At 36.5% G+C, this 17,237-nt stretch carries 16 protein-coding genes and 1 tRNA gene; 9 read left to right on the top strand and 8 right to left on the bottom strand.

The annotated features are described in order from the left end of the window. Positions 1–13: 13 nt before the first annotated feature. Positions 14–370, bottom strand: a complete 357-nt coding sequence (locus LGQ90_RS11660; protein WP_229341254.1) for a four helix bundle protein — start codon at positions 368–370, stop codon at positions 14–16. 157 nt (positions 371–527) lie between these two features. Between LGQ90_RS11660 and LGQ90_RS11655 the strand changes: the two genes are divergently transcribed. Beyond that, a complete protein-coding gene (locus tag LGQ90_RS11655; protein WP_229341253.1) occupies positions 528–1,286 on the top strand; it encodes a YebC/PmpR family DNA-binding transcriptional regulator in 759 nt (252 codons plus the stop codon). Between the two features lie 3 nt (positions 1,287–1,289). Here LGQ90_RS11655 and LGQ90_RS11650 read toward each other — a convergent pair whose 3' ends face one another. Then, on the bottom strand, positions 1,290–3,158 hold the full coding sequence (locus LGQ90_RS11650) for a cation:proton antiporter (RefSeq protein ID WP_229341252.1): 1,869 nt from the start codon (positions 3,156–3,158) through the stop codon (positions 1,290–1,292). Positions 3,159–3,322: 164 nt separating this feature from the next. On the opposite strand from LGQ90_RS11650, the gene LGQ90_RS11645 reads away from it, so the two are divergent. The 6 genes from LGQ90_RS11645 (at position 3,323) to LGQ90_RS11620 (ending at position 10,785) form a co-directional block, all read left to right on the top strand. Then, positions 3,323–4,186, top strand: coding sequence for an MBL fold metallo-hydrolase (locus LGQ90_RS11645; RefSeq protein ID WP_229341251.1), 864 nt, complete (start codon positions 3,323–3,325; stop codon positions 4,184–4,186). Between the two features lie 9 nt (positions 4,187–4,195). Beyond that, the gene (locus LGQ90_RS11640; RefSeq protein ID WP_229341250.1) at positions 4,196–5,881 is read left to right on the top strand and encodes a S8 family peptidase; all 1,686 of its coding nucleotides are present in this window, start codon (positions 4,196–4,198) and stop codon (positions 5,879–5,881) included. 2 nt (positions 5,882–5,883) lie between these two features. Next, a complete protein-coding gene (locus LGQ90_RS11635; protein WP_229341248.1) occupies positions 5,884–7,779 on the top strand; it encodes a M1 family metallopeptidase in 1,896 nt (631 codons plus the stop codon). Positions 7,780–7,859: 80 nt separating this feature from the next. Then, a complete protein-coding gene (rnpA, locus tag LGQ90_RS11630; RefSeq protein WP_229341246.1) occupies positions 7,860–8,228 on the top strand; it encodes a ribonuclease P protein component in 369 nt (122 codons plus the stop codon). Between the two features lie 93 nt (positions 8,229–8,321). After that, positions 8,322–9,956, top strand: coding sequence for a S41 family peptidase (locus tag LGQ90_RS11625; protein WP_229341245.1), 1,635 nt, complete (start codon positions 8,322–8,324; stop codon positions 9,954–9,956). 10 nt (positions 9,957–9,966) lie between these two features. Beyond that, entirely contained in the window at positions 9,967–10,785 is an 819-nt protein-coding gene (locus LGQ90_RS11620) for a sterol desaturase family protein (RefSeq protein WP_229341244.1), read from the top strand. Here the strand turns inward: LGQ90_RS11620 and LGQ90_RS11615 are convergent. The 3 genes from LGQ90_RS11615 to LGQ90_RS11605 all read right to left on the bottom strand — a co-directional run bounded on the left by LGQ90_RS11615 (position 10,782) and on the right by LGQ90_RS11605 (position 12,442). After that, positions 10,782–11,228: a GNAT family N-acetyltransferase gene (locus tag LGQ90_RS11615; protein WP_229341242.1), complete on the bottom strand. Its 447-nt coding sequence runs from the start codon at positions 11,226–11,228 to the stop codon at positions 10,782–10,784. The two genes, LGQ90_RS11620 and LGQ90_RS11615, sit on opposite strands and share 4 nt — an antisense overlap. Positions 11,229–11,234: 6 nt before the next feature. Further along, positions 11,235–11,675, bottom strand: coding sequence for a ribose 5-phosphate isomerase B (rpiB, locus tag LGQ90_RS11610; RefSeq protein WP_229341240.1), 441 nt, complete (start codon positions 11,673–11,675; stop codon positions 11,235–11,237). A 524-nt stretch (positions 11,676–12,199) separates the two neighbouring features. Then, positions 12,200–12,442: a DUF2007 domain-containing protein gene (locus tag LGQ90_RS11605; protein ID WP_229341238.1), complete on the bottom strand. Its 243-nt coding sequence runs from the start codon at positions 12,440–12,442 to the stop codon at positions 12,200–12,202. Between the two features lie 426 nt (positions 12,443–12,868). Here LGQ90_RS11605 and rnr point away from each other — a divergent pair, with 426 nt between their 5' ends. Both rnr and LGQ90_RS11595 read left to right on the top strand, forming a co-directional pair. Next, complete coding sequence (gene rnr / locus LGQ90_RS11600; protein ID WP_229341237.1) at positions 12,869–15,067, top strand: ribonuclease R; 2,199 nt, start codon at positions 12,869–12,871, stop codon at positions 15,065–15,067. 98 nt (positions 15,068–15,165) lie between these two features. Next, positions 15,166–15,891 (top strand): LysE family translocator, encoded by a 726-nt coding sequence (locus LGQ90_RS11595; RefSeq protein WP_229341236.1) that lies wholly within the window; start codon positions 15,166–15,168, stop codon positions 15,889–15,891. Between the two features lie 41 nt (positions 15,892–15,932). Here LGQ90_RS11595 and LGQ90_RS11590 read toward each other — a convergent pair. The 3 genes from LGQ90_RS11590 to LGQ90_RS11580 form a co-directional block, all read right to left on the bottom strand. Continuing rightward, positions 15,933–16,003: transfer RNA gene (locus LGQ90_RS11590), tRNA-Cys, on the bottom strand. Between the two features lie 51 nt (positions 16,004–16,054). Then, on the bottom strand, positions 16,055–16,411 hold the full coding sequence (gene folB, locus LGQ90_RS11585; RefSeq protein WP_229341235.1) for a dihydroneopterin aldolase: 357 nt from the start codon (positions 16,409–16,411) through the stop codon (positions 16,055–16,057). A 41-nt stretch (positions 16,412–16,452) separates the two neighbouring features. After that, the gene (locus tag LGQ90_RS11580; protein WP_229341234.1) at positions 16,453–17,169 is read right to left on the bottom strand and encodes a ZIP family metal transporter; all 717 of its coding nucleotides are present in this window, start codon (positions 17,167–17,169) and stop codon (positions 16,453–16,455) included. Between the last annotated feature and the right edge of the window lie 68 nt (positions 17,170–17,237).

Below are 17,237 nucleotides of genomic sequence, written 5' to 3'. Positions count from 1 at the left end.
TAGACTTTAGAAACTAATTAGAAAGATATTTCATCAAAGAAGTTATCATTTTTGATAATTCTGAAAGATCTTTTCGGGCTTTTTCATATTCCTTAACTTCTAAAAAGGATTGTCGTTTAGCAATTTCTGTGCATACTACACATTCTTTTATAGAATTCAATGCAATTTGTAAATATCTACGAAATTCAGGATTAGTACTGCCTGCTCCCTCTGCTATATTTAAAGCAATAGAAGAAGCTGCTCTGTGAAATTGAGAAGTCAACCCATAAATTTCTTCTTTTGGGAATTCTTTAGTCTTTTTATATACCTCATCTATAAAAATTAGAGATTTTTGATACACCTTTAGTTCTTCAAAATTAAACTTCTCCATCTTTTGAATCTTTAAATAAAACTATGGTAAACCATTCACTTACAATAAAATATACTCAATTTTCTTCATGAGTACATTTTTTTAACTTTGTAGCTATATCAAATTTTTAATTTATAACCGGTAAAAATTCTACCGACTAAAGACTACAGACTACATTATGGCCGGACATAGTAAATGGGCGAATATAAAGCATAGAAAAGGAGCGCAAGACAAGAAGAGAGCCAAACAGTTTACCAGGGCGATCAAGGAGATTACGGTAGCGGTAAAAGAGGGCGGAGGACCCGATCCTGAAACCAATCCATCGCTTAGAAATGCGATTTCTAATGCCAAGGGAGTGAATATGCCTAAAGATACCATTGAACGTGCTATAAAGAAGGCGAGTGGCGCTGATGCCGATAATTATGAAACAGTAACTTTTGAAGGTTACGGCCCTAACGGGATCGCCATTTTCGTTGAATGTACTACAGATAATACCAACCGCACCGTAGCCTCGGTAAGATCTATATTTTCAAAGAATGGCGGGAGTCTTGGCACCAACGGATCTTTGGAGTTCCTGTTCGATAAAAAAGGAGTTTTCGTTCTTGAGAAAGAAAATATAGAAATGAACCTGGAAGAATTCGAGCTTGAATTGATCGAAGGCGGAGCTTCTAAATTTGAGAAAGAAGAAGAGTTTTTGACGGTTTACACGGAGTTTACAGATTTCGGACTCATGTCTTCAAAACTCGAAGAGCTTGACATAGAGCCGAAAAATTCTGAAGTACAGCGAATTCCTCTTAATACAATAGAATTGCCGGTAGAAGACGCTAAAATGATCTTAAACCTGGTAGAAAAGTTTGAAGACGACGATGACGTGCAAAACGTCTACCATAATCTTGAAATTACAGATGAATTAATATCAGAAATGGAAGAAGAATAGACTCTAATCCTGTTTTAAATTCTCTTCAATATTTTCTTTTTCCTCACTATCTCCCTGTTCTATTTGTTTTCCAAGGTATACCAGCATATATCCTTCTTCAATTTCCACCTCCATACTGTTAGAAGGGATAATACTTAATTCGTCCTCGTTATTTTTAACAAACAATGGAATAATATCAGGATCGGTCTTGCTAATTTCTATAAGGCCTTCATAGTGCTCTTTTGAATTCAGGTCTATTTCATGGATAGATGGATACTTTCTGGCAAGATTCGTTAGCTTAATGTAATCATCGGTTTGAGAAAACAAACCTTCTTTAGGGTTATTTTCAGGATCATACATTTCATCTGAAGACACCACCCTGAAAGACCCATTTTCACCAAAATGCTTACGGAATTTATCAATGGCATTTGTGTTAACCTCGGTATTACCCGTAAGTGCCATAAGATATCCTACGTCACTTAGTTCAATATTATTTATAAGATCATCTGAATATACATTCTCCTGTATGGCATCCAGTCCCAGTTCTCTGGCCTTTCTAATATTCGCGCCATTACTATCTACCAGCACGACATGTCTTTTATTCTTTTTAAGATAAGAAGCAATTAGCCTGGAAATGGTGGAAGCGCCAATAATAAGGATACCCTGAGAATTCTTCAGAAAAACCCCTACCAACTGCGCAAACAATCTTGCGGTAGTTGCATTAAGCAATACGGTTCCCAAAACGATCATGAATACCAGCGGAGTAATATATTCGGCTCCCGGTACGCCCTGATTGGAAAGTTCTATCCCGAAAAGTGAAGCAATACCTGCAGCAACAATACCACGAGGACCTACCCAACTTATAAATAATTTTTCGTTGGTCTTCAATGAGGATCCAATACTACTCACAAACACTCCTAATGGTCTTATTACTAAAACTACTGAAGCAAAAAGGATCAGGGCTTTTATATCATATACCAACAGCAAATCTTCCATGTTTATATTCGCAGCCAGAAGGATGAAAAGGATGGAGATAAGCAGCACACTTAAAGATTCCTTGAAATAAAGAAGTTCCTTTAGGTTTGGCAGGTTTATATTTCCCATGACCATTCCCATAACCACTACGGCCAATAATCCACTTTCATGAGCGAACATATCTGCAAGTACAAAAACACCTAACACTGTTGCCAGCGTAAGTACATTCAATAAATAATGAGGAATCACATTTTTCTTGATCGCAAAAGCAAGAGCATGTGCAAAGGTAAATCCGAAGGTAAAACCAAAAAGAACAATTTTACCAAACTCCAATAAGGCGGTTTCAGTAAATTCGGTTCCAGTCCCGGCACTAATAAACTCGAACATTAATACCGCCACTAGCGCCCCAATAGGATCAATAAGAATTCCCTCCCATTTTAAAATTGCTGAAACATCCTTTTTTAAAGGGATATTCCGAAGAATAGGAGTAATTACTGTGGGTCCAGTTACAATTATAAGGGCGGCAAAAAGAAAACTAATTTGCCAGCTTAGATCAAAAATAAGATAAGCGGCCACCCCTGCACCAAAAAATGTAACTATCACCGCTATAGTAATTAGCTTTAATATTACGGGGCCTACATTTAAAATTTCTCCTTTTCTAAGGGTTAGTCCACCTTCAAATAGAATAATTCCTATGGCCAGCGAAACAAAATAAAAAAGTCCCTTTCCTGGGAATAAACCCGAAGTACCATCCCAAATAGGTTCAATCAACTTTGAACCATCTACCGTAAAAAAGGTTGATAATGGTCCAACCGCAAGGCCTATAAGGATAAGTGGTAGAATCGCCGGAATCTTAAATCGCCATGCCAACCATTGAGCCAAAATACCCAGAATCACTATTCCCGCCAATTCAATCATAAGTTCGTCTTTTACTAATAATTGCTAAAAATATTAAAAATGTTTTACTCTGAAAGCTTATTATCTCAAGGCTTTCAATAAAATGATGTTGTTAAATGAAGTGAAAATAATTCGAAAAGGCTATAAGATTTTCTATTTTGCAGAGAATTTTTAAAAATTTCGCAATGACCTTATATCCTATTGAAGCCGGAAATTTTAAACTTGATGGAGGTGCTATGTTTGGCGTGGTGCCAAAAAGTCTCTGGACTAGAACCAATCCGGCAGATGCTAATAATATGATAGACATTGCTGCCCGTTGTTTGCTTATTGAAGACGGAGACAGGCTTATGCTCATAGATACCGGAATGGGGGATAAGCAAAGCGAAAAATTCTTTGGATATTATTATCCATGGGGAGATCACAGTATAGATAAGTCTTTAAAAAAGTATGGATTTCATCGGGATGATATTACCGATATTTTCATGACCCATCTTCATTTTGATCATTGCGGAGGCAGCATTCAGTGGAATAAAGATAGAACAGGGTACGAACCAGCATTTAAAAATGCCCGATTCTGGAGCAATAAAGAGCACTGGCTTTGGGCAACCCAGCCCAATGACCGCGAAAAAGCTTCTTTTTTAAAGGAAAATATTATTCCTATGGAGCAAAGTGGTAAACTACATTTTATTGAAAGAGAGGAAGATAAAAGTTTTTTGAATTCCGAAAATCTTGGATTTGGCGTATTATTTGTAGATGGTCATACAGACAAACAAATGATTCCGCACATCGATTATAAAGGGAAAAAACTTGTTTTTATGGCAGATCTACTGCCAACAGCCGGCCATATTCCACTACCATTCGTTATGGGATATGATACCAGGCCTTTATTAACCTTACCGGAAAAAAAGAAATTTCTGGAAACTGCGGCAGATGAAAATTATTATTTATTTATGGAGCACGATGCTCATAATGAAATTATAAGCCTAAAACACACTGAGAAAGGTGTGAGACTTGATAAAACCCATACCTTCGACGAACTATTTAACTAAAATCATACTATGAAGATACCTTTTTTTAAACCATTTCTATACCTACTTACAGCAGGAATATTAACCGGATGTAGCAGTACCTCTCCCAGGATACTCTCAACTCCTGTTAGCAATATAGATTCTATTCCTTTAAAGGTTCGCGATCTTTCCGATGTTCAGCTTAAGGACTGGACAAATGCAGATCTTGTGAATGATACCATCCCTGGGATGAGTGTGAATAAAGCTTATGCTGAAATCATCAAAAAAAATAAACCTTCTCCGGTAATTGTTGGAGTGATAGATAGTGGGGTTGATATTGAACATGAAGATCTTCAAGCAGTGATCTGGACAAATTCTGATGAAGTTCCAGGCAATGGAAAAGATGACGATAACAATGGTTACATTGATGACGTTCACGGCTGGAACTTTTTAGGAGATGCTGTTGCTGAGAACATGGAATATACCCGTATTTATAAGCGCTTAAAGCCTAAATACGAGGGAAAAGCTGAAAGTAGTATCAGCACGGCAGATCGCGAAGAATACAATACTTACAAAGCTGCAAAGGCTGAATATGATAAAGAATATGCTGAAGCTATTGATACTCGGGAACAATACCTGCAAATTCAGAGTCAGATCTCAGCAGCACATGAGGCGGTTTCAGCGGAATTAGGGACCGAAGATTATACCAAAGAGCAACTTTCAGATTTCCGACCTCAGTCTCAACAAATGACCCAGTATAAATCTATTCTTAGTCAAATTCAGTATAATGTGAATGAGAATATTCCAAAAGCACTTACAGAACTGGAAGAAGCCATAGAATATTATAAAGACAGGCTTGCTACGCATTTTAATATGGAGCTGGACGGTCGTGCTGTAGTTGGGGATGATCCTTACGATATTACCGATACAGATTATGGAAATAACGAAGTTTCCGGCCCAGAGGCAGATAAAGAAAATATTAAACACGGGACCCATGTGGCAGGTATTATAGCGGCAGATCGTTCTAATAATCTTGGTATAAAAGGAGTTGCAAGTAATGCAAAGATCCTGGTGGTAAGAGCCGTTCCAGACGGTGATGAATATGATAAGGATATCGCATTGGGAATTAGATACGCGGTTGATAATGGTGCAAAAGTTATCAATACTAGTTTTGGTAAATATTTTTCTCCCAATCCTGAATGGGTGATCGATGCGATAAAATATGCTGCCGAAAATGATGTGCTTATCGTAAATGCTGCGGGGAATGAAGGTATTGATCTAGATAGCAAAAGAGTTTATCCAAATGATCAGGATCCTGAAAATTCTACGGAAGTAGCAGATAATTTTCTTACGGTAGGTGCACTGAATTACGAATACGGTTCAGGAATGGTGGCCAATTTCTCTAACTACGGGAAATCCAACGTGGATGTATTTGCCCCGGGAACCAAGATCTGGTCTACCACTCCAAATGATACTTATGAATATTTACAGGGAACTTCCATGGCTTCTCCGGCCGTAGCGGGGATCGCTGCCATTATCAGAGGTTATTATCCACAACTTAGTGCTCCTCAGGTTAAGCAGATCATTATGGATAGCGGGCTTACTACCAAAGCAACCGTAATTGTGGGTGGAGATACTAATAATACCGAAAAATTTGAGAGTTTGTCAACTTCAGGAAAGATGGCAAATCTTTATAACGCATTAATTTTAGCCGACCAAATTTCGAAAAACAATTAAAAATGAAGAAAATAATATTTAGCTTTTTATTGATTACCACAGGGTTTTTACAAGCCCAGAATAATACTTCTTACTGGCAGCAACATGTAGATTACCAGATGGAAGTAGACATGAATGTGGAGAATTTTAAATATACCGGAACTCAGGAATTGGTATACACTAATAATTCACGTGATACCCTGGACAGAGTATTCTATCACCTTTTTTTCAACGCATTTCAACCGGATAGTGAAATGAACGCACGTCTGGAAAGCGTTCCCGATCCTGATGGCAGAATGACCATGAATAAAGGAACAGAGGAGAATCCTGAAATTGTTAGCAGGATCACCGGACTTTCTCCTGAACAGATCGGTTATTTAAGAGTTAACTCTTTAACTCAGAACGGTGCTGAACTTCAATACGAAGAAGTAGGAACCGTGCTGGAAGTAAAATTGGCCAAGCCAATTTTACCTGGTGAGAAGACAACTTTCAATATGGAATTTGAAGGTCAGGTGCCGGAACAAATTAGAAGAAGCGGACGAAATAGCTCAGAAGGTGTAGCACTTTCCATGAGCCAGTGGTATCCTAAACTGGCAGAATACGACTTCCAGGGATGGCATGCAGACTCTTACATTGGCCGTGAGTTTCATGGCGTATGGGGAGATTTTGATGTTAAAATAAGTATAGATAAAGATTATGTGCTGGGAAGTACAGGTTACCTTCAGAATCCACAGGAAATTGGCCATGGATATCAAAAAGAAGGAACTAAGGTAAATAAGACCAAGGGTGAGAAGCTAACCTGGCATTTTAAAGCGCCGAAGGTACATGACTTTACCTGGGCGGCAGATCCTGAATATATTCATGACACTTTGGTAGCTGAGGATGGTACCGTGCTACATTTCCTTTACAAGGATAATGAAGAGATCAAAGAGAACTGGAAGAATCTTCAGCCAAAAACTGCTGAATTATTAGCTTATTTTAATGAACACATCGGGCCTTATCCATGGGACCAGTATTCAGTAGTTCAAGGTGGTGATGGCGGTATGGAATATGCCATGCTTACTTTAATTACCGGAGAACGTTCTTTTGGAAGTCTGGTTGGTGTTACTGCTCACGAAATGGCACACGCCTGGTTTCAACATCTAATGGCTACTAATGAAAGTATTCATGAATGGATGGATGAAGGTTTTACTTCATATATTTCTTCTAAAGCTGAAAATGTTGTGATGGGCTCAAATGCTGAAAATCCGCATAAAGGTTCCTATAGAGGTTATGGATATCTGGCAAATTCTGGTAAAGAACAACCACAATCTACCCATGCAGATCGTTATGCTATTAATGCCCTTTATGGAGCATCGGCATACTCTAAAGGAGCTGTGTTTCTTGCGCAACTTGAATATGTGATTGGAGAAGAAAATTTAGCTAAAACCCTTAATCGTTACTATGATGAGTGGAAATTTAAGCACCCGACTCCTAATGACTTTATAAGAATTGCTGAAAAAGTTTCTGGTGCAGAACTAGACTGGTATCTCCAGGACTGGACAAAAACAACCAATACTATAGATTATGCAATTAACTCTGTGGAAGCTGATGGAGAAATGACAAAAGTGAGCTTACAGAGAAACGGCTTAATGCCAATGCCTGTAGATGTTGATGTTACCTATGCTGATGGTTCTAAAGAGACTTTTTATATCCCATTACAAATGATGAGATGGGAGAAACCTGCAAAAGAAGGAACCAAGAGAACAGTAAAAGAAGACTGGGCCTGGGGATTCCCTTCTTATGAGCTTGAGATCCCGGCTTCTGAAAAAGAGATCACTTCTATTGAAATTGATTCTTCCCAGTTAATGGCAGATATTAATAGAAATAATAATACCTGGAAAAAATCTGAAACTGAAAATACCGATTCTGGTAACTAGTTTTTGTTGCACATAGATATTGAAAAACCCTTTCCTCAATCGAAAGGGTTTTTTATTTACAGGATGCTTACTTTTGAAGTATGAACGAAAGTTTTGGAAGATCACAGAAACTTAAAAGCAAAAAGCTCATAGATCAGCTGTTTGCAGAAGGGAAAAATATTAAATCCTATCCTTTAAAACTGGTATATATACCCATTGCGAATGCTGAAAATGCTGAATTAAAGACGGGTGTTTCGGTGCCCAAGAAACTTGTGAAAACTGCTGTGCAGCGCAATAGAATAAAGCGCATGATGCGAGAAGTTTTCAGAAAAAATAAGTACCTTGTTAGCAATGATTTATCCTCTTCTTATGCCTTCATGTTCATTCATATTTCACGAGAAGAAATGACCTATGAAAAACTCGACCGAAGCATGAAGAAAATTTTGGAGAGTTTCAGAGAAAAAATTTAAGCTTATGAAAGGAGCCATAAAGCCTTGTAATATCAGCAAAATGCTTCCTGGCGAATTACATCTGACCTATTAACAAGTAGAAATTCAAAACAGATGAAAAAACGAATCAGCAGAATTATTATACTTCCGATAGTTCTCATCGGGATATTCATTGGAACCGTAAGTTTCAAATCAGACTTTTTTGAGATCGCTAAACAAATAGAGATCTTTACTACGCTCTTTAAGGAGATCAACATGAATTATGTTGATGAAACCAATCCCGCCGATCTCATGGATACGGCCATAAAATCCATGTTAACAGAATTGGATCCTTATACCAATTACTGGAATGAGCAGGATGTGGAAGCAGCAAGGATAAATAGTGCCGGTGAATACACGGGAATAGGTGCGCTGGTAAAAACGGGACCTGAAGCTATTACCGTTGTGGAGGCCTACAAGGATTATCCTGCCGATAAAGCCGGTTTAAAAGCCGGAGATGAGATCATTAAAATCGGGAATATCAATGTGGCTGATTTTAAAGAAGATGCAGGAGAATTGCTTAATGGAGCACCAGATTCGAATATCAGTATCACTTTTAGGCGACAGGGGGAGATTAAGACCACGAGTTTAAAACGCAGTTCGGTAGAACTTGATGCGGTTCCTTTTTATAAATTACTGGATGATAATTCGGCATATATCGTACTTTCTAAATTCAATGCCAAGGCTTCAACACAGGTATCCCAGGCTTTCAAGGAGCTTAAAAGCCAGGGTGCTGATAAAGTGATCCTGGACCTGCGGGGAAATTTAGGCGGATTGTTGAATGAAGCTATAAATGTTAGTAATATTTTTATTCCGAAGGGAGAATTAATCGTGACCACGAAATCTGTGATCGAGAAATACAACCGCGAATATTTTACCGAAAAAGAACCTATAGATACCAAGATCCCTTTAGTGGTTCTGGTGAATGGCCGCAGTGCCTCAGCGAGTGAGATCGTGGCCGGGGCCATTCAGGATCTGGATAGGGGAGTAATTGTAGGTGCGAGAAGTTTTGGAAAAGGACTTGTACAAAGACCAAAAGAACTGGCATATGGAACCCAGTTAAAGATCACTATTTCCAGGTATTATACTCCCAGCGGAAGATGTATCCAGGCATTGGATTACAGAAGCAGGAACGAGGAAGGAGAAGCGGTAAGAACCAAGGTTTCAGATTATAATGAATTCACAACCCGTAATGGAAGAAAAGTTTTTGACGGAGGCGGAATTTTACCCGATGTACAACTGGAAACCTCTGAATTTAGTGATATAACCCAATCTTTGCTGTTGCAGGACGCTATTTTTGATTATGCCACAAAATATTACTATTCGCATGAGTTAAATAAACCCAACGATTTCAGTTTTACCGATTCAGATTTTAATGATTTTAAAAAATACCTGGCAACTTCAGATTTTAAATATCAAACCGCTACGGAGCGAGAATTGACAGAAATGATGGATAAGGCGGAAGAAGAAGAATTAAGAACTGAAATTTCAGCAGAAGTAGATAAAATAAGAGCCCAGATCTCTGCCTTTAAAAAACAGGAATTAGATAATAAAAAACCTGAGATCGTAAGTTTATTAACCGATGAGATCATTAAACGCTATTTTTATAAAGAAGGTTTATACGAATATTATACAACGCATAATCCCGAAATAACCAAGGCCCAATCTCTTTTAAATAATCCATCTGAATATTCTAAAATCTTAAAATAAGATCTGAAGTTTGGAAAATTTTCTATTCTTTTTTGAAGCAATGCCCAACTGGCAGAAGCTGGTATGGATAGTATTTGTCCTTGGAGGATTCTGGATCTTAGAAGGTTATTATGCTTTGGTAAAATTCAGGTATAATAAATGGAAACATGCCAAAACCAATTTTCTACTTCTCGGATTTGTCTTAGCAATAAATATATTATTCGGATTATTAACCGTAGGAATATTTATTTGGCTTGAGAATTCCCAGTTTGGTTTGTTGCAATTAATAGCGCTGCCCATTTGGTTAGAGCTTATCCTTGCCATTATGATGCTGGATCTAATCGCGCAATATTTTGTCCATTTCCTGCTTCATAAGGTCAAATGGATGTGGAGATTACACCTTATTCATCATACAGATACACATGTAGATGCTACCACCGGCACACGACATCATCCTTTTGATTTTATAATTCGGGAAAGCTTTGCTTTGATCGCAGTGATCATCACCGGAATGCCGGTTGCTTTTTATTTGTTCTATCGTATTTTAAGTGTCTTCTTTACTTACTTTACACATGCTAATATTAAACTTCCGGAGTTTATAGATAAGGGCCTAAGCTATGTAATTGTTACCCCGAATATGCATAAATTTCATCATCATTATCAGTTACCGTGGACCGATAGTAACTACGGAAATATGCTTAGTATCTGGGATAGGATCTTTGGGACTTTTGTATATGAGAAGACTGAAAATATCCGCTACGGAATTGACATTGTAGAAGATAAAAATGCCGATAATATAAAATATCAATTGGGAATTCCCTTCAACCGCAACATCAAAACAAAGAACTAATCTTTGATCATAGCAATATGCGGGATCCCATCTTCAAGATATCCCTCACCGGTAGTTACATATCCATGAGATTCATAAAATTTGATGAGGTATTGCTGAGCAGATAGTTTGATATTGGAGGTTTTGTAATGCTCTTTAATTGCTTTGTCTGAAGCCTTCATAATTTCATGGCCAAAACCATACTTCCTTTCAGTATCTTTTACCACCACACGTCCTATGGCAGCTTCATCAAAATAATATCCCGGTTTGAAACATCGGGTATAAGCAACAATCTGGTCATTTTTATATCCAATAATATGTAAGGCTTCATTGTCTTTACCATCTATATCCTGGTAAACACAATCCTGTTCCACTACAAATACTTCAGATCTTAATTGCAAAATATCGTAAAGTTCAGTGAGGTTTAATTCACTGAACTTTTTTACTTCTATTTTTAAACTCATAGGTTATTAACAGTACTTTTTTGCGGGAATCTTATCTACTCTCCTTTGGTGACGACCACCTTCAAATTCAGTATTTACAAAGGTTTCAGTCATTTCAGTAGCCAGTTCTTCAGAAACAAATCTCGCAGGAATACTTAAGATATTAGCATCATTATGTTCCCGGGCAAGTTTTGCAATTTCCGTATTCCAGCAAAGTGCAGATCTAACGCCCTGGTGTTTGTTGGCAGTCATATTAGCACCGTTACCACTTCCGCATACAATAATACCCAGGTCGGCCTTTTTATTCTCAACATCTTCTGCCACGGGATGTACAAAATCTGGATAATCTACACTATCATCAGAATTTGTTCCATAATTAGTAACTGTGTGCCCCAAAGATTCGAGCTTTTCCTGGATCATCTTTTTATAACCGGTACCGGCATGATCATTTCCAATAGATATTTTCATCGTTATGTTGTTTGCTGCAAAGTTAAAAAAAGACACTATTAACCCGCTTTATTTTCATTGTTAATTACTTTATCGAATCGCTTAATTTTCAGGCTTTTAATATTGACACCTAATTGTGAAGAACCTATGATGATTTACTTATAAAGAAATTTGTTTATTAAGAAAATAATAACAATACCAACATAAAGTTGAATAAATCTAATTATAAGTCTGGAAAATTTGAGATAGTTATGAGCATAAAAAAACATGTTATTGACAAGTGTTCATATCAAAGTTTTCAATAAACATTCTTAAAACAATTTTATGAACTTCTGTTAAGTAAATCTTAAAAAGCTAACGAAATCAATCACTTATGAATTTACAGCTATGTTGATAAACTGTTATCAAAAACTTACAAGTGAAATACCTAATATTACTCCATAAAATTATTCTACAAATTAACACCCTATCATATACCATCATTTAAATTTTTATAAAAAGAAGAAATAAATAATATAATATATAATGTTTATAACTAAAGCTAATTAAACGATCCTGAGATTGGATGATTTGTCATTTAAAGAATCTATTATTTGTTTTGCTTTTGAAATATCTAAAGGATGAACCATAAGACGAATTCCGCCAAAGGCAAAAGAGGATAGAGGAAGAAGACCTACCAGCGTCTCATTCTGGAAATAATGCCGTATACCGTATTTATTGAACTGTAGTTGAAGTACTAAATATTCGTGAGGATAAGTAAAAATAGCCAGGCATTTATAAGCTTTCATAACAGGGAATTAAGCTTATTAAAGATAGGCTTTATTCTTCAATACTTAAAGCTGCTGTCTGTCTGGAATTATTTTCAGTTTCTAAAAAGATTTCGGTCTTTTTATTTAAGGATTTGTGAATGATAGCCACAAAAAAAATAAGCCCAATAATGAAAATGAGAAAAAATATTGCCGAGTATTTTGTTGACTTGCTTATTTTCATAAATAACGTCCTAAAATTACGGGGGCTGGTCTTGGGAAATGTTATATCTAAATTAAGAAAAAATTAAGAAATTAAAATATAGAATGTTAAAAAGATTAAAAAAATAATTTATTAGAACATTTTGATAATCAATGCTTTTTAAATAAGTCTCCTTAACAAAACTTTAAAATGAAAAAGTTTATGTCTGATATTTATGGCGTAATTTTATCCTATACTAAGTGATAATGAATAAAAAGAAGAAAACGACAACTAAAATACAAGGCAATCTTTCCAGAAGTATCATCGATATACTTCGTAATAACTCAGGAAAAACATATAACTACAAACAAATAGCTTCCATTTTAGGAGTTAATGATGCCAGCAGTAGAAATCAAATAATTAAAAAACTTGCCCAGTTAGCCGCCAAAAAAGAAATAGAAGAAGCTGAACGCGGTAAATTTAAAATAGAAGGCAACAAAAACTATTATACCGGGGTTCTGGATCTCACCACCAAAGGCTATGGCTATGTGATGGTTGAAGAATTTGCAGATGATGTATTTATAGCAAATAAAGATCTTAATGCCGCTTTTGATGGGGATACGGTAGAAATTTATGTGTATAACCGCAGAAGAAGAAAAAGATCTGAAGGTGAAATAACCAAAATATTAAAAAGAAAAAAGACCGAATTTGTTGGAACCCTTCAACAGAAAAAAGACTTTGGTTTTGTGGTTATTGATGATAAATCTATGTACACAGATTTTTTCATTTCCGGAAATAAATTAAACGGAGCTGAAAATGGAGATAAAGTCGTAGTAGAATTCGAAGAATGGCCTAAAAAAGCTGATTCTCCATTAGGGAAGATTACCAGAGTACTTGGAACTCCCGGGGAACATAATACTGAAATACATTCAATACTTGCTCAATACGGCTTGCCTCATGATTTTCCGGAAGAAGTTGAAGAGTATGCAAATAAGATAGATACTTCTATCAATGAAGAAGAGATAAATAAAAGAAGGGACATGCGGGATGTACTTACTTTTACGATAGATCCCAAAGATGCGAAAGATTTTGATGATGCTTTAAGTTTTGAAAGACTTGAAAATGGAAATTATGAAATAGGAATTCATATTGCTGATGTTTCCCATTATCTCCAACCCGGAACAATTCTGGATGAGGAAGCTTATGAAAGAGCGACTTCAGTTTACTTGGTAGACAGGGTAGTTCCTATGTTACCGGAGATTCTTTCTAATAATGCCTGTTCTTTAAGGCCGAAGGAAGAAAAGTTTACATTTTCAGCAGTTTTTGAAATCGATGATAGCGCCAATGTTAAGAATCAATGGTTTGGTAGAACGGTAACTTATTCAGACGAACGCTTTGCCTACGAAGAAGCCCAGCATATTCTGGAAACCGGTACCGGAACAATTCCTGAAGATGTTTCCATTAGAAAACATGCATATTCCGTTAGAGGTGCAGTGGTAGAAGCTGTGGTTACTTTAAACAGGCTTGCAAAGAAAATGCGTGCCAGAAGAATGAAAGATGGAGCTCTTTCTTTTGATAAAGTTGAAGTGAAATTCAATCTGAATGAAGAGAATAATCCGGTAGGGGTTTTCTTTAAAACCGCAAAAGAGGCGAATAAACTCATCGAGGAATTTATGTTACTGGCCAATAGAAAAGTAGCTGAATATATAGGAAAACAGAGTTCTAAAAAGACTTTTGTATATAGATGCCACGATGAGCCGGACGATCAGAAATTAGCTTCTCTTCAAACAATTGTGGGAAGATTTGGTCACAAACTTAATCTTAAAGATAGAAGTACGACTACTTCTTCATTGAACAAATTATTAGAGGATGTTCAGGGAAGAAAAGAGCAAAATATGGTAGATACACTTGCTATTCGTACAATGAGTAAAGCCTATTACGGAACTGAGAATATTGGGCACTACGGTTTAGCTTTCGATTATTATACACATTTTACTTCACCCATTAGAAGATATCCAGATGTGATGGTGCATAGACTACTGCAACATTATCTGGATGGGGCAAAATCTGTCAGTGAAGAAGAATATGAAGCAAAATGTCATCACAGCAGCGAAATGGAAAATCTTGCCACCAATGCGGAAAGGGATTCTATTAAATATATGCAGGTAAAATTCATGCAGGATCATGAGAATGAAGAGTTTCTTGGAGTAATTTCTGGAGTGACCGAGTGGGGTATTTTTGTTGAGATCGTAGAGAACAAATGTGAAGGAATGATACGTTTAAGAGATATGAACGATGATCATTATGAATATAATGCTGATGAATTCGCAGTGGTTGGGAAACGTACCGGACAAACCTATACCCTTGGTGATGAAGTATATGTGAAAGTAAAAAATGCCGATCTGGTTAAAAGGCATTTAGATTTTACCTTACTTGGAAATAGAGAAGAAGTAGAGGCAAATTAATCATATTTAATTGTACTTATATTTAGTTTTTTAGGTTCTAAAAAGACAGAATTTCCTAAAAGCACAAAAAGTTTACATTTGCAAAACAACTTAACTGTATGTTACAGGACGTTTTAGCAGCATTACCGCTAGGTCTTTTTTTAGCTTTTTTATTTGGTCCGGTATTTTTCGTTTTACTGGAAACTGCAGCTATCAAAGGATTTAGAGCGGCTTTTTCATTAGATCTTGGGGTAATTCTGGCAGATGTTATTTTTATTGCCATTGCCTACTTCAGTACTACTAAACTCTTAGAAAGTTTAAAGGATGATCCCGCCTTATTTATCTTTGGAGGTATGATCCTGGCTACATACGGACTAATGAGTTTTCTTCAGACTAAAAAGACGATTCAAACAGAAGATGACAGGCCTGAAATACGTAAACTAAGTAAAAGCGATTATTTTGGGCTCTTTGCAAAGGGTTTCCTGCTTAATTTCATCAATATTGGAGTATTGGGCTTCTGGCTGGGAGTTATCATCGTATTCGGTCCTAAAATGGAAATGGAGACCACCAGGGTATCCATTTTTCTATCAAGCGTATTGGTAACTTATCTTATTGTTGATATTTTCAAGATACTTCTGGCTAAAAAATTAAATAGAAAACTCACTCCTAACAGGATCTATGTTATGAAAAAAGGAATTAGCATCCTGTTGATTGTTTTTGGAGGTGTATTGATTTTTCAGGGAATGTTTCCCAGCCAGGTAGATGAAATTAAAGATCAGATTGAAGAAATAACTCCTCAGGATTCTTTGATGGGAAAACTTGAAGATATAGGAATTACCGATTAAAATAAATAAAAAAAGCTTCCCGGTTAAAGGAAGCTTTGTTGAGGCATCGAGCGGATTCGAACCGCTGTACAAGGTTTTGCAGACCTCTGCCTAGCCACTCGGCCACGATGCCCTATATAGGGTTGGCAAATGTAATAAAAATTTTAAGTTTGAAAACTAAAATCTAGCGGGATTTCGTCCTGCTTACAGTTACCATGGATACATTTCCCCCAATAGGCGGATTAATTTTTGAAACATCCACCTTAGCTTTCTGAACCATAATGAGTTCCTGCATCACACGATTCAGTATCCTTTCAGCCACGGTCTCCAGTAATTTTGATCGTATCGCCATTTCTTCCTTTACAATCCTGTTCAAATGAACATAATCTATAGTATCTGCCAATTTATCGGTCTTGGCCGAATTAGAAAGATCTCCATGAACTTTTAGATCTACACGATAATCGCTTCCTATTTTACCTTCTTCATCAAGACACCCATGATATGAAAAGACCTTGATATTTTTAAGTTTAATAACTCCCACTAATTTTTTTTACAAAGATAAACGCTCAAATATTTTTTCGATTATTGAATCAGCTTTTCTCCAATCATTCCTATTAAAAATCCCAGATTAGCTCCCAGGGCAGGTAACCAGGATTTTTTCAGTTTAACATTGGGGGCAATATCCTGGAAGATAAGATATAAAATCCCACCACTTGCAAAGACCATAAGAAATGCAGTGACTTGCGGAAGATCTTTTAGGAAAATAAATCCAATGACCGCTCCTATAATCCCTGAAAAACTTAGAAAAAAGAGTACTATCAGGCTTTTTTTATCACTATATCCAGTTGATTTTAGGTCCTGAAACGAGTTAAAGGATTCAGGTAAATTCTGTAGTCCTATAAATATGGCTAGCAAAACCCCTGTTTTTGGCTCAGCGGCGAAAATAGCACCAAGGGCTATAGCTTCAGGTATAAAATCTAAAAGCATGGCCATTAGTTGGGAAAGTGAATTCCCAGATCTTTCCAATTTCCTATCAATGAGAAAAACGACGATCGCACCACTAATAAAAGCCAGTATCAATATGAAAAGGTCTAGCTCTTCCATTCCCCGCGGGACTAGCACTAAAGCGATCGCTGCGATTAGAATACCTCCTCCAAAAGCAGTAATAAAATGGAATAGTTCAGTTTTTCTTTTATTAGATTTATAATCTCCACCAAAATATTTAGAAAGAAGACCGCCAAGAAATACGGTTATACCTGAAAATGCGGAGTATAAAATGATTTTATAGATATCCTGCATGTTGTTAATTAGGTTAATATTCCGAAGTTATTCAATTTTAGTGATACTAATAAGTTTAAGCTGTCTGT

Source organism: Christiangramia sediminis (genome assembly GCF_020552705.1).
GTDB classification, from domain to species: Bacteria; Bacteroidota; Bacteroidia; order Flavobacteriales; family Flavobacteriaceae; genus Christiangramia; species Christiangramia sediminis.
Note: the sequence above shows the minus strand (reverse complement) of the source record. Positions and strands in the feature narration are given on the sequence as shown.